The organism is Trichormus sp. NMC-1, from assembly GCF_001858025.1.
In the GTDB taxonomy this organism is placed as follows: Bacteria; Cyanobacteriota; Cyanobacteriia; order Cyanobacteriales; family Nostocaceae; genus Anabaena.
In genome coordinates this window covers 389,529-415,599 of sequence record NZ_LZQD01000003.1, presented here as the reverse complement: position 1 = coordinate 415,599, position 26,071 = coordinate 389,529, and the positions used below count along the sequence as shown (strand labels likewise).

Below are 26,071 nucleotides of genomic sequence, written 5' to 3'. Positions count from 1 at the left end.
AAAGCTTTATGGCAATCTCCCATTACTTAATTCTGATTCTGGAGAATTCGTCAGAAGATAGGTTATTATACTGCAATTACTTAGCTCAGGATATAGCTACTACTTACGATTTTATTGAAACTGAGACAGGAGCAGAAGCATTAACGCAACTGGAGCAAACCAGTCCAGACTTAATACTTCTAGACTATCAACTGCCAGATATGGATGCGTTGGAATTTCTGAACCAGTTGCGGTTGCAATCTGGTAGTATAAAAATTCCAGTCATTATGTTAACACAGCAAGGAGATGAAACCATAGCTGTTCAAGCTATGAAGAGTGGTGTTCAGGACTATTTAATCAAGAGCAAACTCACCTCTAGTGGACTCCACCGCGCTGTTCATACCACTCTAGAGAAAACCCGGTTGATAGAGCAGATTCGGATGCAGGAGCAACAACAGCAGTTGTTAGCTGGGATCTCACTTCACATTCGTCAGTTTTTGCGTTTAGAGGAAATTTTGTCAACAGCCGTTCAAGATGTTCGGGAATTTCTCAAAGCAGATCGGGTGATGGTGTCCCAGTTTGATTCCCAGATGAATGGTAAAATTGTTGCTGAATCTGTACTACCTCAGTGGAAAACCTTCCTAAACTGTGAAATTCAGGATAGTTGCTTTCGAGAGAATCAGGCAATAGCCTATCTTAACGGCAAAATTCAAGCAATTTCTGATATCCATCATGCTGGACTAAAAGCCTCCTATATCAACATACTAGAGCAATTTCAGGTTAAGGCTAACCTGGTTGTACCCATTTTGTTCAACACAGAAGTAACTGATCAGTCCGCTTCTACCTATCAACTTTGGGGGTTACTTATTGTTCACCAATGCAGCGGGACTCGTGAATGGGAAACAAATGAACTTGGTATACTCCAGCAACTTTCTGTGCAGATGGCTGTGGCCATTCAACAGGCAGAACTTTATCAAAACTTGCAAAATCTCAATACCTCTCTAGAGCAGAAGGTACAAAAAAGAACGAAAGAACTACAAGCTAATGAGCGCAGATTTCGGGCTATTTTCGATAACACCTTTCATTTGACCGGATTGCTGACAACCGCAGGAATTGTCTTAGAAGTCAACCAAACAGCTTTAAATTTTGGCGGACAGCAATTAGAAGATGTGATCAATCGACCGTTCTGGGAAACTTACTGGTGGACAATTTCTCAATCAACTCAGGAGAAGTTAACACAAGCGATCGCTCTTGCTGCCCAAGGTGAATTATTTATCCGCTACGAAGTAGATATATTGGGTGCTGGGGGTCAGATAAGCACCATAGATTTTTCTCTGCGTCCCCTCAAAGATGAATCAGAACAGATAGTGATGCTGATTGCAGAAGGGCGAGATATTAGTGATAAAAAACGCCTTGAACGTGAACGCCAAGAGGCGCTCAAAGCACTCCAAGCCTCAGAAGCTGAACTTCGAGGGCTGTTTAATGCCATGGTCGATGTAATTCTGGTGATAGATAAACAGGGACGTTATCTCAAAATTGCTCCCACCAATCCTGATAAGCTTTACCGACCAGCTGAAGAGTTGCTCGGTAAAACCCTCCATGAAGTTTTTCCTCATCACCTCGCAGATCAGTTTGTGAGCATTATTGAGCAAACTCTAACTACACAACAATTCTCAGAGTGTGAATACAGCTTACAGATTGGCAATCAAGAAGTTTGGTTTGGTGCTAAAGTTTCACCGATTTCAGCAGAAACGGTCATTTGGGCAGCACGAGACATCACCGCAGCAAAACGCAATGAAATCATTCGCCAACAAACAGAACGGGCATTACAAGAAAGCCAAATTCTGTTGCAGTTCGTCATGGATAGCCTACCCATAGCCATTTTTTGGAAAGACCGCAACTGCCGTTACTTGGGCTGCAACCGCCAGCTACTTTTAGATGCTGGACTATCTTCGGCTGCGGAAATTATTGGCAAAACAGACTTTGATCTGGTCTGGCGAGAACAAGCACCACTTTATCAGGCAGATGACCGCATCGTCATGGAGTCCGGTACGCCCAAGTTCAATATTGAACAAACATTTACGAAACATGGCAACATTCACAGGTGGTTAAACACTAATAAAATACCAATGCAAAACGCTGATGGTGAAATCATCGGCGTTGTGGCCAGCTATGAAGATATGACAGAACGCAAGCTGATCAAACTGGCATTACAGGAAAGTGAACAACGCTATGCAACACTGGTAACATCAGCCCCCGTTGGTATTTACCGCGCCGATACCGAGGGCAATTGTTTGTATGTTAATGATCGCTGGTGTGAAATTGCTGGATTAACTCCTGAAGAAGCGGCAGGCTTGGGCTGGTCCAGCGGTTTACACCCGGAAGATCGAGATATGATTTCAGCAGAATGGGATCGCTGCACCCAAACAGGTGGAACTTTTAGTTTGGAATATCGGTTTTTGCGACCGGATGGAGTTGAAACCTGGGTATTTGGGCAAGCTGTTCAAGAAAAAAATTTAGACGGAAAGATGACTGGTTATGTCGGCACAATTACTGATATTAGTACTCGCAAACAAGCAGAAGCAGCCTTGCGCCGAAGTGAGCAGCTTTATCGCACCCTGGTAGATAACTTTCCTAATGGGGCAGTTGTCCTATTTGACCATGACCTGCGATACCTACTGGTTGGAGGCTTAGGACTAGCTTGTGCAGGTTTGAGTAAGGCAGAAATGGAAGGAAAAACGATTTGGGAAATCTTTCCCGCAGAAATCGGTGAGAGGATTGGACGGAATTATCGGCAAGCACTGACTGGAGAATCTGCAATTGAGGAGATTTTATATCGCGATCGCCTCTACCTTGACCACAATATCCCTGTGCGAGATCAGCAGGGTAATGTGATCGCAGGTATGTCGATGTCCCAAGACATCACCGAGCGCAAACAAACAGAACAGGAACTTCAAAGAACTTTAAATCAGTTATACCACCTCAATCAAGACTTAGAAAATCAAGTTCAAGAACGCACCCAAGCATTGCTAAACAGTGAAAAATTCCTTAACTCGATTATCGAAAATATTCCGAATATGATTTTTGTTAAAGATGCTGATGAGTTAAAATTTATCCGTTTAAACAAGGCAGCCGAAAATCTCTTAGGTTATGCGCGAGAGGAATTGATAGGTAAAAGTGATTATGACTTTTTCCCAGAAGAAGCAGATTTTTTTGTTTCTGAAGATCGCAAAACTCTTGCCTCACAGGAGATTTATGAAATATTAGAAGAGGAAATTCATACTAAAAACCGGGGAATTCGCATATTACACACCAAAAAAATCGCCATCACAGATGAGCATGGCCAGCCGAAATATTTAGTCGGTATTGCCGAAGATATTACAGAACGTAAGCAAGCAGAACAAATAATTAAGCAACAAGCCGAAAGAGAACATTTGCTGCTCCAAACTACCCAACGCATTCGTCAATACCTGGATTTGTCCAGTATTTTTAATACTGCTACTCAAGAAATTCGGCAATTAATAAATGCCGATAGGGTAGGAATTTTTAAATTTGCTCCTCATAGTAATTTTAACGATGGTGAATTTGTCTCGGAATCTGTAGTTGGTGGCTTTAAATCTGCACTAAAAATTAAAATTCATGATCATTGTTTTGGTGAACAATATGCTGCTTACTATCATCTAGGGAAAATGCACGTAGTAGATGATATTAACAATGCTGGACTTACAGACTGTCATCGTGATGTTTTGGCACAATTTCAGATTCGAGCTAATTTAGTTGTGACATTACTAGAGGGAGAAAATTTATGGGGTTTGTTGTGTATTCATCAATGTTCTCAACCCCGTGACTGGCAAGATTTTGAAATTGAACTTGTCCAACAAATAGCTAACCAATTAGCAATAGCTATTCAACAATCTACTTTATATGAGCAAGTACAGTTAGAACTGATCATTAGAAAGCAAGCAGAAGAGGAAATTTTACTACAACTGCAACGACTAAAAATCATTCAGAAAATCACTCAACAAATTCGTAGCAAGCTAAATTTAAAAGATATTCTAGCCACCATCACCCAACACGTTCAAGAATTAATGCAAGTTGAGCGGGTGATTGTATTCCGTCTGTTTCCTGATGGTAAAAGTCAAATTGTCGAAGAAGTTGTTGCTAACGGTTATGTGGCTTTAAAGGATCTTCATTGGGACGACGAAAGATGGTCACAAGAGATTTTAGACTGTTACTGGCAAGGTCAACCCCGGATTGTGCCTGATGTGATGAACGATATCTGGACTAATTGCTTGGTAGAATATTCCTTAGCAGGAAATATCCAGTCGAAAATTGTCGCTCCCATCTTGCAGGAAATTGGAGAAAATGAAACCGGGCGCTGGGTAAATGCTCCTAATAACAAACTCTGGGGCGTATTAGTTGTCCATGCTTGTAGTACAAAACGCATTTGGGAAGATGGGGAAGCCCAATTATTGCAACAAATAGCTAACCAATTAGCGATCGCCATTCAGCAAGCAGATTTATTTGAGCAATTACAACTGTCTTTGGTTAAAGAAAAAGAAGTCAGCCAAATGCGAGCGCGCTTCATTACTATGGCATCCCATGAGTTTCGCACACCTTTAGCTATTATTTCCTCATCTACAGGCATTTTACAAAATTTTAGCGATCGTCTGACTACAGAAAAAAAACATGGACACCTAGAGATTATCCAAAAAACCATCAAGCATATCGTCCAACTTCTTGATGATGTCCTCATGATCAACCGCGCTGAAGCTGAGAGGATGGAATTCAACCCAGAAGCATTAGATATCATTGGCTTCTGTCGTCATCTCAAAGATCAAATAGAAGGTACTAGCAGCAAACATACAATAGAGTTTTTCTTAAATGCCAGTGAGCCGATATTAGATGACACTTTGGTTGTTCAATTTGATCCGAAAATCCTCCGCCAAATTCTGACAAATCTTCTTAGCAATGCCATTAAATATTCTCCTGAAAATAGTTTCATTTATTTTAGTTTGACTAGAGATACCGACAAGCTGATATTTAAAATTAAAGATTCGGGTATTGGTATTCCTGAAGAAGATAAAGTTAATTTATTTGCATCTTTTCATCGAGCTTCTAACGTTAGCAAGATTTCTGGTACAGGTTTGGGTTTAGCAATAGTCAAAAAATGTGTTGATCTGCACAAAGGTGAAATTACATTAGATAGCCAAATAGACGAGGGAACAACATTTACAGTCAGTATTCCTCTGCAAATTCCTTTAAAGTGACGATTTAGACTGGGTTTGCCGAATGGGAATTTCAATCACAAACTCTGCTCCTTTACCAGGAGAAGAAATACACTTTAACGAACCGTTGTGTTGTTCATTAATAATTTGATAACTGATATATAAACCTAATCCTGTACCTTTACCCACCGGTTTTGTACTGTAGAAAGGATCAAAAACTCTTTGTTGAATTTCTGCTGACATTCCTAACCCATTATCAGCGATGCGGATAGTGATATATTCAGAATTACATACCTGAGTAGAAATGTGAATTTTGGGTTTGGAAATGGGTAATTTATCATTGTGAATTCCGATTCCCTCCAAAGCATCTATAGCATTAATTAAAATATTCATAAATACTTGATTGAGTTGTCCTGGAAAACACTCAATTAATGGCAAATTTCCATATTCTTTAATAACTGTAATTCTGGAAATATGCGGTTGAGTATGGAGTCGATGTTCCAAAAGCATCAACGCGCTATTAATACCATGATGAATATTAGTAGGTTTTAACTCAGATTGATCAAGATGAGAAAATGTCCGCAAAGAATCAACTATTTTCTGAATACGTTCTGTACCAATTCTGATAGAAGAGATGAGTTTTGGTAAGTCTTTCTGTAAAAAGTTTAGTTCAATAACTTCGGCTTGTTCATGAATTTCATTAACTGGATGCGGATAATTAATTTGATACAGTTTTAATAAATTCAATAAATCTTGAATATGTTTATTAGCATAACTAATATTGCCAGAAATAAAGTTCAAAGGATTATTTATTTCATGAGCAATTCCTGCTACTAATTGACCTAAAGAAGACATTTTTTCACTTTGAATTAGTTGAGATTGGGTGCGTTGTAGTTTTTTTAAAGTTTCTTCTAATTCTAATGTCCGCTGTCTAAGTTGAGTTTCTGATTCTCGTAATTCTTCCTCGGCTCGATGACGATCAGTCACATCACGACTTACACCCAGCATAGCAAAAATTTCTCCTTTACTATTACATAAAGGAATTTTCCTTGTATCTAAAATATATAATTTACCATCACAACCAGGTGCAGGATCATAAGGATTATGGATGGTTTCACCTGATAAAACCAGTTGATCATCTGTGCGAAATCCACGAATTTTTTTATCGGCATTACCAAATACTATTTCTTCGGAAGTACCTAATTCTAAATCATCTTTACCAATAATTTCCTCAATAGTTTTACCAATTGAATTAGCTACGGTATAATTCACGAGAAGATAACGATAGTTTTGATCTTTGACAAATATCCAATCAACGGATTTTTCAATAATCATTCTAAAGAGGAAAGATTGCTCTTCCGTCTTTTGTAAATCTTGCTCTAATACTGTCTTTGCTTGTTTACATTCTTCTAACTCTTGTTGTAATTTATGATAATCTTCTAATACTTTTTCAAGTTCAGCATTCCGTTGACGTAAAAATGTAATTTCCTCATCTGGAGATTGATTGGACATAAAACAGTAAAGTATATATATAGGACTAATATTTGATTTTTGAAATTTTACGTAGGATGGGCATTGCCCACGATATCCTGGTTCTGTAAGGCATAGCCCTACCTACACTACTTAAAATTTTATGGCTACGCCACGCAAGCTATCAAATATAATTTATGATTCCTATAAGTAGCCATCATGAAGAACTGGTCGTCCTTGGTCTTGATTTTTATCTGCTTTAGGATTAAATCTAAAGGGTCGGACTGGTGAATCTTTCCACAACAAAGGCAGATGGCTGGACTTCATAAATCTCACCTTTTTGGCTGGTTCTGCCTGTTTGATATATTCCAGCCTTTCACGAGTAAAGTTACGGAAAACAGAGATACAAGGAGTAGGACAGACAGGAATAAACTGCCATAGTCCTGAGAATTTGAATTCTAGGTCTTCCAACTCTCCAGAAATTGTGTGTTCTTCTTTACCTGTATCAAAGCCAACTAGTTGAAAAGCGATGCTGTGGGGTTGCTCCTTTTTGGGGAAATGAATTACCTTAGGGTAAACAACCAATCTGTAAGTATGGTTGCCAGTATTTTCTATTTCTTTGGTCAGAGCATCAAATACTCTCCGTTTTTGGGGAATATAGAAAAGTTGGTATTCGGAGCGACCGATGGTAATTGTGTTTTTGCCATCAGCATTTAAGTTGACCTCCCCAACAATTACCCCAATAGCTTGAAATATCGCTCCCGAATCTTCAATATCTTGCTGTTGCTCGTCGGTATCAAGGTTGACTGGTTCCTGGTCAGATGGGGCTTGAAGTTGAGGGTCAGGAAGAGTAGGCTCATTAGGTTCAGGGTTGTTAGATGCCATAATTTTTATTCTTTTGACAGAGCGATAACGACAATTTTTAACGCCAACCTACTTATCTATTTTAAATAGTTAGACTCTATCATAATGATAACAAATACAACTTTCACCCCTGTTGCTTTAACTATTGCCGGTTCTGATAGTGGTGGGGGTGCAGGAATTCAAACCGATTTACGTACATTTGCTTTTCACTGCGTTCACGGTACAAGTGCTATTACCTGCATTACAGCCCAAAATACTTTAGGAGTTACACGTGTCGATGCTATGGCGGCGGAGGCTGTTGTAGCTCAAATTCAGGCTGTTCTAGAGGATATTGGTGTGCAATCTGCAAAAACGGGAATGTTACTCAACCAAAAAATTATCTTGGCAGTATCCCAGCAAATAACAGCTTATAAAATTAATAATTTAGTAGTTGATCCTGTGATGGTATCACGAACAGGAGCGCAATTAATTGATGATGATGCGGTGCAAACCCTGCGGAATACTCTGGTTCCCCAAGCAGCTATTATTACACCCAATCGCTATGAAGCGCAGATTTTAAGTGGGTTAGAAATTGCTTCTTTAGAAGATATGCAAACAGCAGCGGAAATTATGCACAGGGAATTAGGAGTTAAGGCTGTTTTAGTCAAAGGTGGAGGAATGTCTGGAAATTTGCGGGGGGTAGATGTGTGGTTTGATGGGGAAAGGTGGGAAACTTTAACAACCAAACTAGTAGAGACAAAAAACACTCATGGTACAGGTTGTACTCTATCAGCTGCGATCGCTGCTAATTTAGCTTTAGGCAAAGATTTGTGGACAGCAGTGCAACAAGCGAAAGAGTATGTGACAACCGCACTCACTTACTCCCTAAATATTGGCAAAGGACAGGGGCCTGTAGGACACTTTTTCCCGTTGTTGCAAATTCATGGTATCTAGTACAAGAAAGCAGATTGGATGTGTAACAACTTATTCTTGGGTATAGTCTCCGGGATAACTTTACTCTGATAGTATATTTTGTTAATCTAAAGACCTTATTTTGATACTAATATTGAGATGCGAACAACTACAGGTCATGTTCACAGTCAACCACCTACTCCCAGCTACTCTTCCTCTGTACCCCTTTATGTGTATAGGGAATTAGCAACAGAGTTACAAACAGTACAGGGCAAATTAGATGTAGTCACCATTAATAATCAGAAATTAGCCCAAGAAAATCAAATCTTGCGTCAAGAAATTCATAAAGTCGTTCAGTCTTGTTTAGAACTGCAAAAGTTGGTGGCATCTTCTGCTACAGCTGCTTCTCAACCAGTAAACCGTATTAATACAGAAGTAAAATCCGCACCCAATTCTCAACCAGCGCCCCAGAAGACAGAAGTAAAATCTACACCCAATTCTCAATCAGTAAACCGTACTAATACAGAGGCAAAATCTGCACCTAAGCCCCCAACAGCCGCACCTCCACGTCAGCCAGTTTCTCGTCCAGCTAAAAAAATCCAGCGTGAGGTTTTCTCTGTACCGATGATGGATATGAATTTCCCAGGATCAGAAGCAGTATTTATAGAAGAGCAGGAAGTACGCTATTATACTAATCCAGAATCACAGTTAAAAGGACTGAGTGGCTGGTGGTTAGTGATGACTATTGTTTTAATTATGGTGATGGGTTTTGGTGCTGGGTATTTAGTTGTGCGTCCTTTGTTGCAAAACCAGAATCAGAGTCGTTAACTGTCTGAATATGAGCAATATGATCAAAACTGTTGTTGGGTAGCGCGATCGCTTAACCCAACCTACGATGTTGCTAAACGAAAAGAGACTTTTAAAACATTCTCTGAACACAATCAGGTTTAATTTACCTAAAACGCTCCGGTTATTTGTCTATTTCTCCTTCAACGGCTGGGGAAGTTTTTTTCAGAACTGGTTTTTGTGGAGGATTGCTACGCTCCTCTCGATTATCCTTTTTGGATACTGGCATTACTGTAGGTTTATCCTTTCTGGATGCTTGTAATGCTGTAGCTTTATCCTTTTTAGACGCTTTAAGAAATTTTGGTGCAGTTTCTTGGGGTAAAGCTAATAGCGCCACAAAACCAAAGACATTCCGTTGGGGTAAAAATTTGGCCTTCAGGGAGACAAAAACTGGTCGTCCTTGGTCTTGATTTTTATCTGCTTTAGGATTAAATCTAAAGGGTCGGACTGGTGAATCTTTCCACAACAAAGGCAGATGGCTGGACTTCATAAATCTCACCTTTTTGGCTGGTTCTGCCTGTTTGATATATTCCAGCCTTTCACGAGTAAAGTTACGGAAAACAGAGATACAAGGAGTAGGACAGACAGGAATAAACTGCCATAGTCCTGAGAATTTGAATTCTAGGTCTTCCAACTCTCCAGAAATTGTGTGTTCTTCTTTACCTGTATCAAAGCCAACTAGTTGAAAAGCGATGCTGTGGGGTTGCTCCTTTTTGGGGAAATGAATTACCTTAGGGTAAACAACCAATCTGTAAGTATGGTTGCCAGTATTTTCTATTTCTTTGGTCAGAGCATCAAATACTCTCCGTTTTTGGGGAATATAGAAAAGTTGGTATTCGGAGCGACCGATGGTAATTGTGTTTTTGCCATCAGCATTTAAGTTGACCTCCCCAACAATTACCCCAATAGCTTGAAATATCGCTCCCGAATCTTCAATATCTTGCTGTTGCTCGTCGGTATCAAGGTTGACTGGTTCCTGGTCAGATGGGGCTTGAAGTTGAGGGTCAGGAAGAGTAGGCTCATTAGGTTCAGGGTTGTTAGATGCCATAATTTTTATTCTTTTGACAGAGCGAGAATTCTTTGAGCCGTAAGTATTTGACACGCTGATCTGAATTCTACAGGCGCGATCTTATCACACTCCAAATTTGGAAGCACTGCAACAAGCATTTAACAATTCACCTTTAACCGCTTAAACATAGCTGACCGTCCTTGCATTGCCAAGGTATCATCTAAAGGTGTAAGTTGAATTTCTTGTTGATACTTTAACCGCAGGGCTGTTTGAATTAACCAGTCGGCAACAAAGGGATTCTTGGGCAACAAAGGCCCGTGGGAATAGGTAGCAATGGCATTTTGATAAAATGCGCCCTCTGTTCCATCTTCACCATTATTACCCAAACCGTAGACTACGCGCCCCAAGGCTTCCACTTTCCCTAGTTTGGTGCGTCCACCGTGATTTTCAAAACCGACCAAATAGGGTTTGGTTCCAGTCATTGCTTCCAGTTCTTGTGCCAGACGTGAGGCTGTAACTTCTATGACTAAGTTACCAATGCAACGTTTGCTATTTTCTCCAGGATGAATAGAAACTAAATCTAATATTCCTAAACCTTCAATTCTCTGTCCAAACGCTGGTTCGTAATAATGTCCTAGAAGTTGGGGAGAACCACAGGTAAAGACTCCTGGTGTGCCATTTTCGATTTTTTCGCGCATGGCATCAGCTTTTGCCCCTTGTAAGTCGCGCATGACGATTTCTTGCTGACGGTCTTGTGCGCCGCCACCGACGATCACATCTACTGATTTTATATCTTCTGCGGTTGAGTTTTGGTCTAGGGGTAAAACAGTGACGTTGTATCCCCGCCATTGGGCGCGGCGTTCTATAGTGATCACATTTCCGCGATCGCCATAGGTACTCATTAATTGGGGATATAGCCAACCAATAATAATTTCCATCTGTGCAGAATTCATAAAATTAATGTGGGTTCAATGTTACCTTATTTTTTCTATTTCCCCGGACTTTTAGCTATTTTGTATTGTAGGCAACAGTTTTTTTGTTACTTTGTCCTGATAATAAGTAGGTGGGCGTTAAAAATTGTCGTTGGGGCAAGGGAACAGGGAACAGGAAGAGAGCTTTGGGCGATTTTACTTTTCTTCACATACCTTTAAATTTTTCTGTTAACCTACTTATCTAAGGGATTCAGCAAAAATTCGCGCTGTTTCTGTTGAGATTACAGAAAACATTAGATTTATTCAACAACCAAATAAATTAATTAATCAACTAATAAATATATGGATTGTAAAACCGCTACTTTAGTTTATCAAACGGAAAATCATCTAGAAAAAATTAGGGAGATTTTTCCAGAAGCTTGGCAATTTTTAGAAGCACAAGCTTTTGCTTATGTGCAAGGTAAAGCACACGATTTTGATTCCGCAGTCAAAGCCTTAGTTGGGAAAACCAATTTTAAGTTTAGAATGGTTCACCGCGATGATCAAGACCAATTAACAAAAGATTTGGGTGAGTTATTGGGTGATATCACTTCTCGCTTATTACTAGAAAAGCATTTTTCACAAGTTGTTGGCCAGACAGTTTTCTTTAGTACGATTTGCTGTAGTAGTCATCTCACTACTGACCATGAATTAAGTTTGGAGGAAGTTTTACCTCTCCAACGTGCCGCAATAAAATTGCAGTAAACCAATTAAGATGCAGTTGTATAGAATAAAATTTTAAGCACAATTGCCACAGATTAAATAATTAGTTTAATTCTATATTACTGTGGCAAAATTTGAACTTTATTACCAACTTGCAAAGTTTTCCCAACTTCTGATGTCGGTACTTTAGTATTCACACTCAATCTGTAAAAATGATTAAATCGGGATGTAGCTACCCATGAGGGCATAGTTGCTTGACGTTTCTGCACAAATATTTTTTGAAAGTTGGGGTAAACTGCTCCTAAGTAAGAATTACGAGTGGGGACTACACAACGTTGACAAGAGTTTACCCCAAAAAACAGTACATCTCCCACTTGAAAAGAAACTGTTTCTTCGTCAGCAGTAAACAACCTATCTTCCCAAAACGCAGGTACACCATCAATTTCTATATTGGCACGCATCCGGCGACGCATTTCATCTACACTCACACCAGGAAACCAAGAAGCTACTTCTATCAAGGTTGCTGTACTAATCACAGTTGCACCTGGTGACTCTGTGTCATCGGGAAAACCCATATTGGTGTTTTGCTTCAATGTCACAGCAAACCCAAAAAAATCGCTGAAAGTTGCTTCTAGTCTTTTCCTTTCTTCATCAAGATGAAAAACTTGTGGTGAATTGCTACCTGGTATTTGTAGGTGAACAACTCTGTTTTCTAGAGAAAATTCTGCACGCAATGTATGGATTTTAGGGTGGCGCTTGCCATTGACAAACCTGTTTTGTTCGTCAAAAATGGCAAACTCACGGTCACACTGAAGTGCGCCACTAGATATAATTGTTGCCTTTTCTACTTCCGCACCATCCAATGACTTAATGGGATACAGTAAAATCTTTGCTAAGTGTGACATAAAAAATTACTACATTCACCGCCATAGTAGAAGGCTATGGCGGAAGTATCTATAATTTAAGGATTTGCAGAAGGGTATAAGGGCGACTTATCCAGAGTTCCAATATGATTCACAGGCCAGAAACGAACTATGGCACGACCAATAATATTTTTCTGAGGAACCAGACCCCAACAACGTCCATCATAACTACTAGCACGGTTATCACCTAAGACCAAGTAGGCATCCGCTGGGATAGTTTGGGGTGTAGCTAAGTAAGGCGGTTGCTGACCGGATGTGCAAACATCAGTAACTGTAGCCTGAGAAGAGGATAGGTAATTATTTTCCTGGAGAGCTTTGTTGTTAATATAGACTTTGCCATCCCTGATCTCTATTTTTTCTCCAGGTAAGCCGATGATACGTTTAATGAAGGCATCATGATATTGTTCTTTTTTTAGTTCCTCAGTTGGAGAAAATACCACTATATCTCCTCGTTCTGGCTTAGTAAATTTATACTTCACTTTATCGACAATAATCTTGTCTGCTTCCCACTGGTTTGGTGTACCATGCAGCGTTGGTTCCATTGAACCAGAAGGAATCCAACGTGCTTCGGCAACAAAGGTACGAATTCCCAAGGCAAGAAAGACACTCAAGATAATAGTTTTACCTAGCTCTACGATCCAGGAATTATCGGGTTGTTGGCTAGAGTTGTTATCAGACACTTGATTTTGCATGAAATTACTTAACTTTAAAGGTAACAGGCAATGACTTAACTCATCGAGGGAGACTTTATTTATTAATCTTAACTAGAGAAGCTTGTTTTCCTGACAAGATGACATGGGGACAAAAAGATTTATCAATAATCAACTTTTTTTAACACGCAGTGCAGATTGACTATTCCGAGGGCGAATGAGTGTACCCTAAAAAGAAAGTTATCTATCATCAATAAAGCTCTCTACTTAACGTTGGTAAATCCATGTCATCTCCAAAAAGTTTACTAATTCGCCAAGCACGCTTGATTCTACCCAATGGTGAGTTGATGATTGGGGATGTGCTGACCCAGGGGCGGCAAATAGTCGAGGTAGCTTCAAAAATAGCTCCTACGACACCTACCCAAGAGATTGACGCACAGGGGTTAACTTTGTTGCCAGGGGTAATTGATCCGCAGGTGCATTTCCGGGAACCGGGACTTGAATACAAGGAAGATTTGTTTACTGCTAGTTGTGCTTGCGCTAAAGGAGGTGTTACTTCCTTTTTAGAAATGCCCAATACAAGACCTTTGACCATTACACAGCAAGCTTTAGATGACAAACTAGAACGTGCCTCAAATAAGTGCTTGGTTAATTATGGCTTTTTTATTGGCGCTACGGCTGAGAATTTACCAGATTTGCTTTTGGCAAAGCCGACACCGGGAATTAAAATTTTTATGGGGTCGATGCATGGTGACTTGCTGCTGGACGAAGAGGAGGCACTAGAGGCGATTTTTGCCCAAGGCAAGCGCTTGATTGCTGTTCATGCTGAAGATCAACAGAGAATCAAGCAACGTCGTCAAGAATTTGCTGGGATTGATAATCCTGCTGTGCATTCTCAAATTCAAGATAATCAGGCTGCGCTATTAGCAACGCAATTAGCCTTAAAACTTTCTAAAAAATACCAACGTCGATTACATATTCTGCATATGTCAACGGCAGAAGAAGCCGAGTTATTGCGTCAGGATAAACCAAGTTGGGTAACTGCGGAGGTAACGCCACAACATTTGTTGTTGAATACGAGTGCTTATGAAAAGATTGGGACTTTCGCGCAGATGAATCCACCATTGCGATCGCTCCACGATAATGAAATACTCTGGCAAGCTTTAAAAGATGGGGTGATTGATTTTATCGCCACTGACCATGCACCACATACCTTAGAAGAAAAGGCGCAAACCTACCCTAACACTCCTTCCGGAATGCCAGGAGTAGAAACATCCCTACCTTTAATGTTAACTGAGGCCATGGCAGGAAGGTGTACCGTTGCCCAAGTTGCCAATTGGATGTCTAAGGCTGTAGCGGTAGCTTATGGTATTCCTAATAAGGGAGAAATTACCCCTGGTTACGATGCTGATTTAGTGCTGGTAGATTTAAACAATTACCGCCCTGTTAAGCGAGAAGAACTGTTAAGCAAGTGTGGTTGGAGTCCTTTTGAGGGGTGGAACCTGACCGGCTGGCCTGTCACAACCATTGTCGGCGGTGAAATTGTCTATGACAAAGGCCAAGTAAATACGCAAATTCGCGGACAGGCTTTAACCTTTTCATAAGAAATTTATAGCAGGAGTCAGAAGGGGCGTATTGCAATACGCCCGTACAGGAGTCAGGAGTAAAACCCTCTTGTAGAGGAAGTTTCATTATCAATTGATGTCCTAAGCACCCTGTCCACGGCTATATCTGACAATTAACTGTAGTAATTTCTGCTTGACGAGTGCCTTCTTGCCCATACATCAAACGCACAATCAGATAACTATCGGGCTTGTAGGGCATTCGTTCTGCCCACTCAATAGCGACAATTCCTGGTGTTACTTCCATACCTTCCCAGTAGCTTTCCAAGTTCAAACCTGTGACTTCTTGAGGTTCTAGGCGATATAAATCTAGATGATAAAGGGGGATGCGTCCTTCTGTGTATTCATTAATCAGGGTAAAAGTAGGACTGACAATAGAGTCAGTGATACCCAAACCCTTGCCAATACCTTGCACCAAGGTAGTTTTACCAGCACCTAAATCACCTTCTAGTAATATGACACTTCCAGCAGCTAGGGTTTCTCCCAGGGTAATACCTAACTGCTGTGTGGCCTCTTTATCAGGAAGAAAAATTTTAGTCATTAGTCATTGGTCATTGGTCATTGGTCATTGGTCATTGGTCATTGGAAACTCTTAATTTTCTCCGCGTCCCCGCGTCTCCCCATCTCCATTACATCCCATGCTGCGCTCCACTGTACCACTTCAATAAAACTTTAGCTAGTTTTTGCGGGTCGTGGCGGACAAAACCAGTTTCATCTTCATACAATATGTTAGCTGGTACAATCCTGCGTCCTAACTGAGTAACAGCTTCTCTATCTAAGAAGACAGGATGGGAATTTTGTTGAGCATAGCGAATCAGGGCTTGGGCAGAAGGTGTTTTTTTATGAACTAGTACAGCATCAAAAAGCCTTCTGTTACCACAAGCAGCATCGATGGCTTGAATATGTTCACCAACGGTGTAGCCGTCAGTTTCTCCGGGTTGGGTCATGATATTGCAGATATAGATCCGAGGTACTTTTATTGCTGCGATCGCATCAGCAATTTCTGGAACTAACATATTTGGTATTAAGCTAGTGTAAAGACTACCTGGCCCAATAATAATATAATCAGCTTCTTTAATTGCCTTAATTGCTGAGGGTAAAGCTGGCGGATTTTCAGGAATACAGCCAATTTTCACAATTTTTCCCCCTGCTTTAGGAATGCTAGACTCACCCTCAATGCGGCGGCCATCTGTTAATTCTGCCCAGAGGCGGACATCGCTGAGGGTTGCAGGTAAAACTTGTCCTCTCACAGCCAGCACTTTAGAACTAGCAGCAACTGCCCTTTCTAAATCTCCAGTAATATCAGTCATGGCAGTTAAAAACAAATTACCAAAACTGTGACCTGTCAACCCGTCCCCCGCCCGAAAGCGATATTGAAACAATTCTGTTAATAACTTTTCTTCATCTGCTAATGCAGCCAAACAGTTACGAATATCCCCAGGAGGTAAAACGCCAAATTCCTGACGCAAACGCCCAGAAGAACCACCATCATCAGCTACAGTCACAATAGCTGTAATATTAGCACTGTAGGTTTTTAAACCTCTGAGTAAAGTCGAAAGTCCAGTACCACCACCAATTACCACGATTTTTGGACCCCGGTACAAGCGGCGATGGGCTAATAGCACATCTATGAGTTCTTCATCATCACCTTCTGGTCTTAAGACTTGAGTAATTGAACTGAGAGTGCGGGATTGTCCCCAAAGTACTAACAGCACACCGAACAGCAAGACTAAAGGGCCGCTGATGTAGTTGGGTAAAATGTTGGCGAGGAATCCCAGAAAACCTCTCAGCAATTCTATCGCCCAAAAAATGGGGGTTAGCTTAATCCAAATAGCCAATCCCAAACTCGCCAAGAAAACCCCCCCAACACTGATTAGTAACCAGCGTTTCACCGATAATCCGGGGGATAACCACTTGAACCACTGGTTAACTCGATGGGAAGTGCGGCTATGTGACTGTTGTTGTAGGGCGTTGAGGGCTTGTCTAAGAAAACCGATTGACATACCTAATAGGGAACAGTGGGACAAACAATGTTTAACAGAAACTCTACACCACCTGCTTTGAAGACCAAGGCTGGAAGCATGAGATTTTTCAATTCCTTTATATTTGGAGCCAGTCCTTAAAGTTAGCAGTATTCCCAGTTATACCAATGTGAGATTTGAGATTTTGGCTTGATAATACTCATTGTGGCTATTTTTCATCTATGAGCAACAATAGCATTTTTGAGTATCGCGTATTAAAAAACACCCTGGTTGGCAGACAGTGAATTTTATGGAAAAGCGAATTTTAGGATTAGATCCCGGACTGGCAATTTTAGGATTTGGGGCAATTACTTGGAAACAAAGTCAAGGTAAAGTACAAGACACAACGGTAAAGATGCTTGATTTTGGCGTGATTCGGACTTCGGCCGATACGGAAATGGTAGAGCGTCTATGTACTTTATTTGACGATTTACACACCCTGATGGAGGAGTTGCAACCTGATTTAGTAGCAATTGAAAAACTATTCTTCTATCGTATGGCAAATACTATCGTTGTTGCACAGGCTAGGGGTGTGCTGATGTTAGTTTTGGGACAGCGCAAGCTTCCTTATGTGGAATTTACCCCTGCTCAAATTAAGCAAGCTTTAACAAATTATGGTAATGCTGATAAGGCAGAAGTGCAAGATGCTGTGATGCGGGAGTTGGATTTAGATGAAATTCCTAGGCCAGATGATGCGGCGGATGCTTTAGCGGTGGCGTTAACGGCTTCGTTTCAGTTGTGAGTAAGTTCTAGTTACCAATTAAATAGAGGCGATGGCCTAGGGAAAAGCGATCGCAATTGTTTCCAGGAAATGTCGCTCTTGAAACAATGATCCGGCGCTATCGGTACAATTTAAAATTGTAAATATTCTACTTTTTATCATTTACGGTTTTCCATTTTAGCGATTGAGCGTTGACGCAGTTCGGCTTTTAAAAGAGTAAAATTTTAAACAGATAATTTTCACATAAACCTAAATATTACCTCTATGAATTATCCTGCAAAACCTCAAAAATTACCAACTCAAGCCATAGGCGCTAAAATATTTCACTCTCTGAATATCATTAGCCTCTTTTTAATGCTTACCAGTGGATTGCAAATTTACAACGCTAATCCTGTATTTGGTGGCCGTGCAGGTTTACAAATTCCGCCTATTTTCACTTTAGGTGCTTGGTTAGCAGGAGGTAGACACTGGCATTTTGCCGCGATGTGGATATTTTCACTCAATCTTTTATGGTATGGACTTTACATTTTAATTACCCGACGTTGGCGACATAGATTTGTGGGAAGTAATGATATTAAAGCCTTACAAAAAACTCAAAATCCTCAACGTCTAACTTATGCTTGGCATCGGATTATTTACACATCCATTATTCCGATATTATTACTGGCAATATTAACAGGAATTGGAATGTATAAACCTGCTCAATTTCCTTGGATAGTTGATATGTTTGGCGATTGGCAAGCATTAAGAATTGTGCATTTTGCTTCTGTGCCATTGGTGATAATATTTGTAATTATTCATTGGCGTTTAGGACAAAAAGCTGGAGGAGAAAAACTTACTGAATCTATGTTTTGGTAGTTTTTTGAATTCATAATTGAACGCAGATAAACACAGATAAACACAGATAGTTTTTGACCATTATCAAATAGATACACAATTTTTGTGATAGATTTTAATTAGGGGAAGTTATTAAATCATGAATCATGCTCATAAAAAAGACCTAATTCATATAGTTAAACCTCGATTTAACCGCCGGAAATTCTTACAAATTTCAGGTATTTCTAGTATGGGCTTGTTCCTGGGTGGCTGTGGTACACCAGCACTTGAAGATTTAGTAGGTAAACTTTCAGAACCTCTAAATCAAAAAGTTGAAAAATTAATCTTTCAGCCGCAAAAACTTGTACCAGAATTTTCAGCCAGTCAAATTGAACCAGAAGCTTTAATAATTAATAGTTTTCGCAATACACCAATTATTGATTTAGACAAATTTCGTTTAATTATTGACGGTGAGGTGAATAATCCTCTCAGCCTCAGTATGGCAGAAATTCAAGCTTTACCTTTGACTTCCATGATTATTCGTCATGTTTGTGTCGAAGGTTGGGCTGCAATTGTGCAATGGGGAGGTATACGCTTACGTGATATTATTACTTTAGCTCAACCGCAAGCAAATGTTAAATATGCTTTTTTTGAATCAGCCGATGGTTATTATGAAAGCTGGGATATAGCTTCAACTACACATCCTCAAACTTTGTTAGCTTATCAAAAAAATGGTGAAAAATTGCCTGTAGAAAATGGTGCGCCTTTGCGTCTAGCTTCTCCAATTAAACTAGGTTATAAACAAAGTAAATGGGTAACAAGAATTACTTTAACTAGCCATTTATCAGCTTTTAAAGGTTATTGGGAAGATCAGGGTTATGAATGGTTTGCTGGGCTCCACTGTACCACTTCAATAAAACTTTAGCTAGTTTTTGCGGGTCGTGGCGGACAAAACCAGTTTCATCTTCATACAATATGTTAGCTGGTACAATCCTGCGTCCTAACTGAGTAACAGCTTCTCTATCTAAGAAGACAGGATGGGAATTTTGTTGAGCATAGCGAATCAGGGCTTGGGCAGAAGGTGTTTTTTATAGTAAACAAATGGTTTAAAAGCAGAACCAGGCTGACGCAGTGCTTGAGTTACCCGGTTAAATTCGCTGGATTTTGAGTCTACACCACCTACCAATGCTTTGATGAATTGAGAGCGTGGATCAATTGCCACTAAAGCCATTTGATTTTTTCTTAAACCTTGATTTTCAAGAGTTTTATGCCATTTATTGATAGTTTCTTCTGCCTTTATTTGCAAATCTGATGATACTGTGGTTTGTACACGCATTCCACCTTTAAGAACGGCATCATGCCCAAACTTTTTAATTAATTCCTGCGTTACACTATTGGTAAGGGCTTTAGCCCTATCAAACCTAGCAAGAGAGTCCTAACTTAATTCGTACTTCGCTAAAGCGCAAAACTCAATTCATTCTACCATTTTCTAACGCAAAATAAAATTTATTAGGCAATTTAAAATGTTTTTTGTTGATAAATTAAATAAGAATATTTCCGAAAATCAAAGCTTACTATTTGTAGGACTTGATCCCAATCCAGAAATGCTCCCTGAGCGTTATCAATCACTGAATATTATTGCAGGTTTAGAGAATTGGTTGCAATTTATAATCGCAGAAACGGCTGATTTTGTCTGTGCTTATAAACCAACTTTGGGTTTTTATGAAGCTTTGGGTGTTCCTGGGTTAGAATTATTAATCAAAACTTTAGCTTCTATACCCGCCCACATTCCTATTATTTTAGATGCTAAACACAGTGATTTAAATACTAGTAGTATTTTTGCCAATACAGTATTTACAAAATGGCAGGTAGATGCTATTACTCTCACTCCTTATACTGGACAAGATCACGTAGCTCCATTTTTGGTTTATCCTGATAAAGCTGTGTTTATTTTATGTTGTACTTCTAACCCAGGTGCAGCAATTTTACAACAATATCCTCACAATAAATCACCTCTTTATTTGCAGGTAGTGCAGGAATCAAAAAACTGGGGAACTCCAGAACAATTAGGTTTGGAAGTAGGAACTACAAATGCGGAAATTTTAAAATCTATTCGCTCAATTGCTCCCGAAAGAATAATTATGGCGCGTAGCATTTGGGCTGAGGATGGGAATCTGAAACAAATTTTAGCAGCGGGTTTAAATGGTAACGGTGATGGTTTGTTGATTCCTGTTCCTCAAGATATGTTGGGTAGTGAAAATTTATCGCAGGAAGTTCAATCTTTACGCACAGAAATTAATCAATTCAGAAGTGAATTTATCCATGATGCTTCTACTTGTGAAGTGTGGCTACCTGATATTTCTGTGCAAGATAAACATCCTCATCAAGATTTGATTTTACAACTTTTTGATATTGGCTGTATTATGTTTGGGGAATTTGTTCAAGCTTCAGGGGCGACTTTTCCTTATTACATTGACTTACGCAAAATCATTTCTAATCCTCAAGTTTTTAATCAAGTTCTCAGTGCTTATGAGGAAATTTTAAAAAATCTCACTTTTGATAGAATAGCTGGTATTCCCTATGGTTCTTTACCAACAGCAACTGGTTTATCTTTACGGCTGCATTGTCCGATGATTTTTCCCCGTAAAGAGGTGAAAGCGCATGGTACACGGAGAGTAATTGAAGGTAACTTTCATCCCGGGGAAACAGTTGCGGTAGTTGATGATATTCTCATCAGTGGTAAAAGTGTAATGGAAGGCGCAGAAAAGTTAAAATCAGCGGGATTAAAGATTAATGATATTGTGGTTTTTATTGATCATGAGCAAGGTGTAAAAGATAGGTTAACAGAAAATGGTTATTGTGGTCATTCGGTTTTAACTATTTCGGAAATAGTAACAACTCTGCACCAAGCTGGAAGGATAAATGATGAGCAATTGTTAGCTTTTAGGGAAAGTGAGTATTGATGAAGCAGGAAGAAAATGCGGAAAGAAATTATCCTAAAAATGGTTGGAAAATTTCCTTTTAAACGCAGAGGTTCGCTGAGGTAAACGCAGCGAAAAGTTCCTCGAAGCCGGGTTTCCCGGCGTAGGAAACTTTTCAAGACAAAGTTACGCAGAGTTTTTATTGAAGTTTTCGCTTTGAATTTTGTTATCCTCATAAAGTCGAGATATTAACCGTTTTTAGTATAACTAGGTTTGATGAGGTTTGGGTCAGTTTTTCGGAGCAGACAGCCGTTTTTTTAATCCGCTTGGTTTAGTATTTTTAATTGGCTGAGGGCGAGAAAACTTAGAAACTGGCTGGAACTTTTCTACTGGTACATCTTGAAGCGCCTTTTCCATAAAGTCTCGCCAAATGGGAGCAACCATACCTCCACCCGTAGCACGGTGAGCTAACTGTTTATTATCATCTCTTCCCACCCAAATTGCAGTTGTTAACTGGGGTACTGTACCAATAAACCAAATGTCCTTTTCTGAAGAAGTTGTGCCAGTTTTTCCCGCAGACGGGCGGTTGATAATAGCACCTGTACCAGTTCCTTCTTTAACTGCCGATTGCAACACATCTAAAATTGCAGCTGATGCCCAAGGATTAAGAACTAGCTGAGGTTTTGGGGTATTATCTAGTAAAATATTGCCAGTACTATCACTGACACGAGCGATGAGGGTTGGAGGAGATTTCCAGCCATAGTTAGCAAAAGTAGCATAAGCACTAGCCATTTCCAGTGGTGTGACACCAATTGCACCTAATGGCAAAGAAGTTACAGGTTCCATCGGACTGTGAATTCCCAATGTACGGCAAGTTTCAATAACTTTTTTGATTCCTATCTCTTGGCCAAGTTTAACCGCAGGAACATTACGAGACAGTGCTAAAGCATTACGAATTGGTATTGCACCCTTAAAAGTATTATCGTAGTTGCGTGGAGAATAGACAGTTCCTTCAACATCAGGGTAGCTGATTGGGGAATCGAATACTGTTGTATCTGGTGTAAATTTACCACTAGCAAAAGCAGTATAGTAAACAAATGGTTTAAAAGCAGAACCAGGCTGACGCAGTGCTTGAGTTACCCGGTTAAATTCGCTGGATTTTGAGTCTACACCACCTACCAATGCTTTGATGAATTGAGAGCGTGGATCAATTGCCACTAAAGCCATTTGATTTTTTCTTAAACCTTGATTTTCAAGAGTTTTATGCCATTTATTGATAGTTTCTTCTGCCTTTATTTGCAAATCTGATGATACTGTGGTTTGTACACGCATTCCACCTTTAAGAACGGCATCATGCCCAAACTTTTTAATTAATTCCTGCGTTACACTATTGGTGACATCAGGAAAAATACTACCTTGAAATGACTTGATTTTGCCAAGTTTAATTGTTTGTTGGAGAGCATCATCATATTCTTGCTGGCTAATCCATTTTAATGACCGCATTCGTCCCAATACTTGCCTTTGCTTTTGTTGAGCCAAATTCATGTTTACAAAAGGGCTAAATTGTTCTGGAGCTTGAATTAAACCTGCCATCATTGCTGACTCACTCAAAGTCAAATTCTCTGATGATTTATCAAAATAGGTCTGTGCTGCTGTTTCTACACCATAGTTGTTATGACCCCAATAAACTTGATTGAGGTACATTTCTAAAATTCGGTCTTTATTGATAATTTGCTCTAAGCGAATTGCTAATATTGCTTCTGCAATTTTGCGTCTTAAAGCACGCTCCCTAGATAAAAAGATATTTTTCACCAGCTGCATGGTGATTGTAGAACCTCCTTCCTTGATACCACCTGCTACCCAGTTGACTAATGCAGCACGTCCGATACCTCCGGGGTCAATACCGTGGTGGTTGTAGAAATAACTATCTTCACTGGCTAATACTGCTCGTTTTAAATTTGGAGAAATTTGATCTAGCGATACAACTTTTCTATTAGCTTCCCCATGTATACCTACTAATAACTTGCCTTTGATGTCATAAATGTAAGTTGTTTCTGCTGGTAAATAATTTTGTAATTGTTTGACATTTGGTAAATTGCGGGAACTCAATAATAAACCAATCAGTCCTCCAGCAAGAACAGAAGTTGCCAGCATACCGATTGAAAATAAAGTACCACCTGTGATCAGACCGACTCTTCTCCAAAACTCGAAATTAGGTGAAGTCTGAAATTCTGGCTGTTCCTGTTTAAAAGTTTCTGATGAAGACATATAGCAATCTGATTTGATTTATGACTTTTTTGTTGGGGCTGTTAATAGGGAATAGAATCCGATAAGATTTAGGTGTACTGAGTTTTTAAGCGCAAAGGGCAGGCTGCGCCAACAAAAATAAAATAGGAATCCTAACGCACCCTAAAAATACTTAGATTTTTTCACAATTCAAATACTATTGCTATAATTACTTGTTGTGAACACTTGTTGTAATTACATATAAAAATCCGGTTTGATTCCTGTTCGCGGTAGCGTGCCGTAGGCATATTTACTCGTAGAGGCAGGGAACTCTTAACAGGGAACTCTTAACAGAAAAGAAGGAATATAAGGTGTACTGAGTTTGTAAGCGCAAAGCGCAGGCTGCGCCAACAAAAATCAAATATTATTCCTATATTTTCATCACTGTGAAAACATTAACATCTGACAAAAGTTAGAAACTATAGAGTCAAAGGTTAGCTTGTGGGGATTGGATGTTTGAACGCCTTTTAACAAAAAATATACAGCCTTAATTTGTTACCAAAGTATTATTTAAGTAAATTTACAGCACTTCCAGGTGTTATGAGGTACAATAACCCCACCCCCAACCCCCTCCCCGCAAGCGATGAGGGGGCTAAGATGTACTTCAGATGCTATATCTGGTGAGGTTGGCATCTAATTAACGGATATTGTTTTGCTTATATCAATACCTTGTCCAAATCGAAAAAAGTCTTGATTTGTAGGTTGGGTTGAGGTACAAAACCCAACAAATGCGTCGGGTTGCGCTGTCGCTTAACCCAACCTACAAAAAATGGACAAGGTATTGTTATATATATCACTAGAAAAACTAATAGCTTGATTTGCAGTTATTTGCCAAAATCGTAGTTATTGCTACATACAATCGTAGAAACCGCAGATAACATTAGAAAAATATCGCACTCGAAGAAAACATTGGAAACAACCATTTTTGTTCTCTGTTTATCTTCATATCTTGCGGATAACCGCATATAGGAGTCCGTCTTCTTCAGAAATTAACCTGCATTCAATAGTATTAAATTCTTCTGGCCTGATCTTTTAGGCTATAAATTACCCCACCAGATTGAAACAGGTATTGACAAAAACCTGTCATTATGCAATATAAGCTAAACGCAAAGGAGTTTACCATGCATCGACAAATGTGCTGGTTATCTAAGTCTGGCAGTGATGGAGAAAAAATATTGCATTTGCAGACTTCACCTGGACAACCTTGGCGGCCTTACACAGCATTTGGGCAATTTTCAGTACCAGATTATCAAATACCCGGTGGTTCTAAAGGTTGGGCAACTTATCAAAAACTGTTAAAAGCCGGCTGGACATTAGTACATAGCGCACGGGCTAATGAGTTTAGCAGCAGCTACACAGAGTCTATAGTGCAGAATTAAGAGCCGCTGGAGTAGCCATCACCACGGGGATCAGCTGCACCTTCTAGAGTACCATTTTCTGGAACTGCGATACCTTCGGTGAGCGTAGCTATCGCTCGCATTACCATTTCCCCAAGGTGTGGTTTTTTTAATTAAGCACTTTATTGCTGACTACAAATCTATCAATCGCAAACTTCTGTAACTTATCAACCCTTGCCTGATCTGCCTCTCCTATCACTCCAAGCCCTATCAGAGGATATAGGAGTTACGAGAAATTAAAAGCTAGTGTTATGGAATCACCTGTTCAAAAGGTACAAACCCATGACATCAAAAACCCCTCCAGACAATCGGCAAGATGATGCTAAATATAACCCGGAAGATAATCCTGGAACCGAAACGACTGTACCAACTACGGAAGAGGGCGATACTCCTCTCGATGAAAGATATCGCATGACTGGTCAAGAATCAGGGACTGATGTTCGTCCCGGTGCTGAACCTGAAGCGGCTGGAGGTACTGTTACCAGACCAGGACTTCCCAATCAAGGAACAGAGTCTCGGTGAAAGAGGAGAAGGGAGGGGAGCATTACGGCTCCCCTAAATTTTTGAGCATTATATTGTTGTGTTAATCGACCGAAACGGTTGGAAACTTTACTTTTAAACGCAGAGGTTCGCTGAGGTAAACGCAAAGTGACGCAGAGTTTTTATTGAAGTTTTCGCTTTGAATTTTGTTATCCTTAGGACTTACGCATTTTATCTCTTCTATGGTGTGGTTCGGCAAGCTCACCAACCACGTCAGACCCGATAATTTGCCCACATTTAACAAAATTTGGCC

19 protein-coding genes and 3 pseudogenes are annotated in these 26,071 nt (G+C 39.8%); 11 read left to right on the top strand and 11 right to left on the bottom strand.

All coding sequences use genetic code 11. The annotated features are described in order from the left end of the window. Positions 1 to 8: 8 nt before the first annotated feature. Complete coding sequence (locus tag A9Y75_RS13135; RefSeq protein ID WP_071190003.1) at positions 9 to 5,249, top strand: PAS domain S-box protein; 5,241 nt, start codon at positions 9 to 11, stop codon at positions 5,247 to 5,249. Here A9Y75_RS13135 and A9Y75_RS13130 read toward each other — a convergent pair. After that, positions 5,241 to 6,719, bottom strand: coding sequence for an ATP-binding protein (locus tag A9Y75_RS13130; RefSeq protein WP_071190002.1), 1,479 nt, complete (start codon positions 6,717 to 6,719; stop codon positions 5,241 to 5,243). The two genes, A9Y75_RS13135 and A9Y75_RS13130, sit on opposite strands and share 9 nt — an antisense overlap. A gap of 192 nt (positions 6,720 to 6,911) precedes the next feature. Beyond that, a pseudogene (locus tag A9Y75_RS13125) lies at positions 6,912 to 7,562 on the bottom strand (hypothetical protein); the annotation flags it as partial. Between the two features lie 84 nt (positions 7,563 to 7,646). Between A9Y75_RS13125 and thiD the strand changes: the two are divergent. Then, on the top strand, positions 7,647 to 8,474 hold the full coding sequence (thiD, locus tag A9Y75_RS13120; protein ID WP_071190001.1) for a bifunctional hydroxymethylpyrimidine kinase/phosphomethylpyrimidine kinase: 828 nt from the start codon (positions 7,647 to 7,649) through the stop codon (positions 8,472 to 8,474). Positions 8,475 to 8,591: 117 nt separating this feature from the next. After that, positions 8,592 to 9,260 (top strand): hypothetical protein, encoded by a 669-nt coding sequence (locus A9Y75_RS13115; RefSeq protein WP_071190000.1) that lies wholly within the window; start codon positions 8,592 to 8,594, stop codon positions 9,258 to 9,260. 142 nt (positions 9,261 to 9,402) lie between these two features. Here A9Y75_RS13115 and A9Y75_RS13110 read toward each other — a convergent pair whose 3' ends face one another. Together A9Y75_RS13110 and A9Y75_RS13105 are read right to left on the bottom strand one after the other, a co-directional pair. After that, positions 9,403 to 10,326, bottom strand: coding sequence for a hypothetical protein (locus tag A9Y75_RS13110; RefSeq protein WP_071189999.1), 924 nt, complete (start codon positions 10,324 to 10,326; stop codon positions 9,403 to 9,405). A 119-nt stretch (positions 10,327 to 10,445) separates the two neighbouring features. Further along, positions 10,446 to 11,240: a type 1 glutamine amidotransferase gene (locus A9Y75_RS13105; protein ID WP_071189998.1), complete on the bottom strand. Its 795-nt coding sequence runs from the start codon at positions 11,238 to 11,240 to the stop codon at positions 10,446 to 10,448. A gap of 321 nt (positions 11,241 to 11,561) precedes the next feature. On the opposite strand from A9Y75_RS13105, the gene A9Y75_RS13100 reads away from it, so the two are divergent. Continuing rightward, positions 11,562 to 11,963: a hypothetical protein gene (locus A9Y75_RS13100; RefSeq protein WP_071189997.1), complete on the top strand. Its 402-nt coding sequence runs from the start codon at positions 11,562 to 11,564 to the stop codon at positions 11,961 to 11,963. A gap of 77 nt (positions 11,964 to 12,040) precedes the next feature. Here the strand turns inward: A9Y75_RS13100 and A9Y75_RS13095 are convergent, their stop codons facing one another. After that, positions 12,041 to 12,826 carry an MOSC N-terminal beta barrel domain-containing protein gene (locus tag A9Y75_RS13095; RefSeq protein ID WP_071189996.1) on the bottom strand — a complete coding sequence of 262 codons (786 nt, stop codon included), beginning with the start codon at positions 12,824 to 12,826 and terminating at the stop codon, positions 12,041 to 12,043. Positions 12,827 to 12,882: 56 nt separating this feature from the next. Continuing rightward, on the bottom strand, positions 12,883 to 13,536 hold the full coding sequence (gene lepB / locus A9Y75_RS13090; protein WP_071189995.1) for a signal peptidase I: 654 nt from the start codon (positions 13,534 to 13,536) through the stop codon (positions 12,883 to 12,885). A gap of 242 nt (positions 13,537 to 13,778) precedes the next feature. Between lepB and A9Y75_RS13085 the strand changes: the two genes are divergently transcribed. Beyond that, a complete protein-coding gene (locus A9Y75_RS13085) occupies positions 13,779 to 15,098 on the top strand; it encodes a dihydroorotase (RefSeq protein ID WP_071189994.1) in 1,320 nt (439 codons plus the stop codon). Positions 15,099 to 15,219: 121 nt separating this feature from the next. Here the strand turns inward: A9Y75_RS13085 and tsaE are convergent, their stop codons facing one another. Both tsaE and A9Y75_RS13075 read right to left on the bottom strand, forming a co-directional pair. Beyond that, the gene (gene tsaE, locus A9Y75_RS13080) at positions 15,220 to 15,657 is read right to left on the bottom strand and encodes a tRNA (adenosine(37)-N6)-threonylcarbamoyltransferase complex ATPase subunit type 1 TsaE (protein WP_071189993.1); all 438 of its coding nucleotides are present in this window, start codon (positions 15,655 to 15,657) and stop codon (positions 15,220 to 15,222) included. A gap of 88 nt (positions 15,658 to 15,745) precedes the next feature. Continuing rightward, positions 15,746 to 17,119, bottom strand: coding sequence for a gluconeogenesis factor YvcK family protein (locus tag A9Y75_RS13075; RefSeq protein WP_071189992.1), 1,374 nt, complete (start codon positions 17,117 to 17,119; stop codon positions 15,746 to 15,748). Between the two features lie 268 nt (positions 17,120 to 17,387). Between A9Y75_RS13075 and ruvC the strand changes: the two genes are divergently transcribed. From ruvC to A9Y75_RS13060, 3 genes are all read left to right on the top strand, one after another. Continuing rightward, entirely contained in the window at positions 17,388 to 17,879 is a 492-nt protein-coding gene (gene ruvC, locus A9Y75_RS13070; protein WP_071189991.1) for a crossover junction endodeoxyribonuclease RuvC, read from the top strand. Between the two features lie 243 nt (positions 17,880 to 18,122). Next, positions 18,123 to 18,716, top strand: coding sequence for a cytochrome b/b6 domain-containing protein (locus A9Y75_RS13065; RefSeq protein WP_071189990.1), 594 nt, complete (start codon positions 18,123 to 18,125; stop codon positions 18,714 to 18,716). Positions 18,717 to 18,834: 118 nt separating this feature from the next. Beyond that, positions 18,835 to 19,599 (top strand): molybdopterin-dependent oxidoreductase, encoded by a 765-nt coding sequence (locus A9Y75_RS13060; protein ID WP_071189989.1) that lies wholly within the window; start codon positions 18,835 to 18,837, stop codon positions 19,597 to 19,599. Here the strand turns inward: A9Y75_RS13060 and A9Y75_RS27605 are convergent. Both A9Y75_RS27605 and A9Y75_RS13055 read right to left on the bottom strand, forming a co-directional pair. Then, positions 19,526 to 19,762 (bottom strand): annotated as a pseudogene (locus A9Y75_RS27605) (hypothetical protein); the annotation flags it as partial. The gene A9Y75_RS13060 and the pseudogene A9Y75_RS27605 sit on opposite strands and share 74 nt — an antisense overlap. Before the next feature lie 2 nt (positions 19,763 to 19,764). Next, positions 19,765 to 20,076, bottom strand: a pseudogene (locus tag A9Y75_RS13055) (penicillin-binding protein); the annotation flags it as partial. Between the two features lie 121 nt (positions 20,077 to 20,197). Between A9Y75_RS13055 and A9Y75_RS13050 the strand changes: the two are divergent. Then, positions 20,198 to 21,637 (top strand): bifunctional orotidine-5'-phosphate decarboxylase/orotate phosphoribosyltransferase, encoded by a 1,440-nt coding sequence (locus tag A9Y75_RS13050; protein ID WP_071189987.1) that lies wholly within the window; start codon positions 20,198 to 20,200, stop codon positions 21,635 to 21,637. 246 nt (positions 21,638 to 21,883) lie between these two features. Here the strand turns inward: A9Y75_RS13050 and A9Y75_RS13045 are convergent, their stop codons facing one another. Then, positions 21,884 to 23,863 (bottom strand): transglycosylase domain-containing protein, encoded by a 1,980-nt coding sequence (locus A9Y75_RS13045; RefSeq protein ID WP_071189986.1) that lies wholly within the window; start codon positions 23,861 to 23,863, stop codon positions 21,884 to 21,886. Positions 23,864 to 25,002: 1,139 nt separating this feature from the next. On the opposite strand from A9Y75_RS13045, the gene A9Y75_RS13040 reads away from it, so the two are divergent. Together A9Y75_RS13040 and A9Y75_RS13035 are read left to right on the top strand one after the other, a co-directional pair. Beyond that, on the top strand, positions 25,003 to 25,260 hold the full coding sequence (locus tag A9Y75_RS13040) for a hypothetical protein (RefSeq protein WP_071189985.1): 258 nt from the start codon (positions 25,003 to 25,005) through the stop codon (positions 25,258 to 25,260). Positions 25,261 to 25,560: 300 nt separating this feature from the next. Continuing rightward, positions 25,561 to 25,800 carry a hypothetical protein gene (locus A9Y75_RS13035; RefSeq protein ID WP_071189984.1) on the top strand — a complete coding sequence of 80 codons (240 nt, stop codon included), beginning with the start codon at positions 25,561 to 25,563 and terminating at the stop codon, positions 25,798 to 25,800. Positions 25,801 to 26,071 lie beyond the last annotated feature (271 nt).

Coding starts and splice junctions, on each gene's coding strand:
- A9Y75_RS13135 (WP_071190003.1), top strand. CDS start 9: ATGGCAATCTCCCATTACTTAATTCTGATTCTGGAGAATTCGTCAGAA.
- A9Y75_RS13130 (WP_071190002.1), bottom strand. CDS start 6,719: ATGTCCAATCAATCTCCAGATGAGGAAATTACATTTTTACGTCAACGG.
- thiD (WP_071190001.1), top strand. CDS start 7,647: ATGATAACAAATACAACTTTCACCCCTGTTGCTTTAACTATTGCCGGT.
- A9Y75_RS13115 (WP_071190000.1), top strand. CDS start 8,592: ATGCGAACAACTACAGGTCATGTTCACAGTCAACCACCTACTCCCAGC.
- A9Y75_RS13110 (WP_071189999.1), bottom strand. CDS start 10,326: ATGGCATCTAACAACCCTGAACCTAATGAGCCTACTCTTCCTGACCCT.
- A9Y75_RS13105 (WP_071189998.1), bottom strand. CDS start 11,240: ATGAATTCTGCACAGATGGAAATTATTATTGGTTGGCTATATCCCCAA.
- A9Y75_RS13100 (WP_071189997.1), top strand. CDS start 11,562: ATGGATTGTAAAACCGCTACTTTAGTTTATCAAACGGAAAATCATCTA.
- A9Y75_RS13095 (WP_071189996.1), bottom strand. CDS start 12,826: ATGTCACACTTAGCAAAGATTTTACTGTATCCCATTAAGTCATTGGAT.
- lepB (WP_071189995.1), bottom strand. CDS start 13,536: ATGCAAAATCAAGTGTCTGATAACAACTCTAGCCAACAACCCGATAAT.
- A9Y75_RS13085 (WP_071189994.1), top strand. CDS start 13,779: ATGTCATCTCCAAAAAGTTTACTAATTCGCCAAGCACGCTTGATTCTA.
- tsaE (WP_071189993.1), bottom strand. CDS start 15,657: ATGACTAAAATTTTTCTTCCTGATAAAGAGGCCACACAGCAGTTAGGT.
- A9Y75_RS13075 (WP_071189992.1), bottom strand. CDS start 17,119: ATGTCAATCGGTTTTCTTAGACAAGCCCTCAACGCCCTACAACAACAG.
- ruvC (WP_071189991.1), top strand. CDS start 17,388: ATGGAAAAGCGAATTTTAGGATTAGATCCCGGACTGGCAATTTTAGGA.
- A9Y75_RS13065 (WP_071189990.1), top strand. CDS start 18,123: ATGAATTATCCTGCAAAACCTCAAAAATTACCAACTCAAGCCATAGGC.
- A9Y75_RS13060 (WP_071189989.1), top strand. CDS start 18,835: ATGAATCATGCTCATAAAAAAGACCTAATTCATATAGTTAAACCTCGA.
- A9Y75_RS13050 (WP_071189987.1), top strand. CDS start 20,198: ATGTTTTTTGTTGATAAATTAAATAAGAATATTTCCGAAAATCAAAGC.
- A9Y75_RS13045 (WP_071189986.1), bottom strand. CDS start 23,863: ATGTCTTCATCAGAAACTTTTAAACAGGAACAGCCAGAATTTCAGACT.
- A9Y75_RS13040 (WP_071189985.1), top strand. CDS start 25,003: ATGCATCGACAAATGTGCTGGTTATCTAAGTCTGGCAGTGATGGAGAA.
- A9Y75_RS13035 (WP_071189984.1), top strand. CDS start 25,561: ATGACATCAAAAACCCCTCCAGACAATCGGCAAGATGATGCTAAATAT.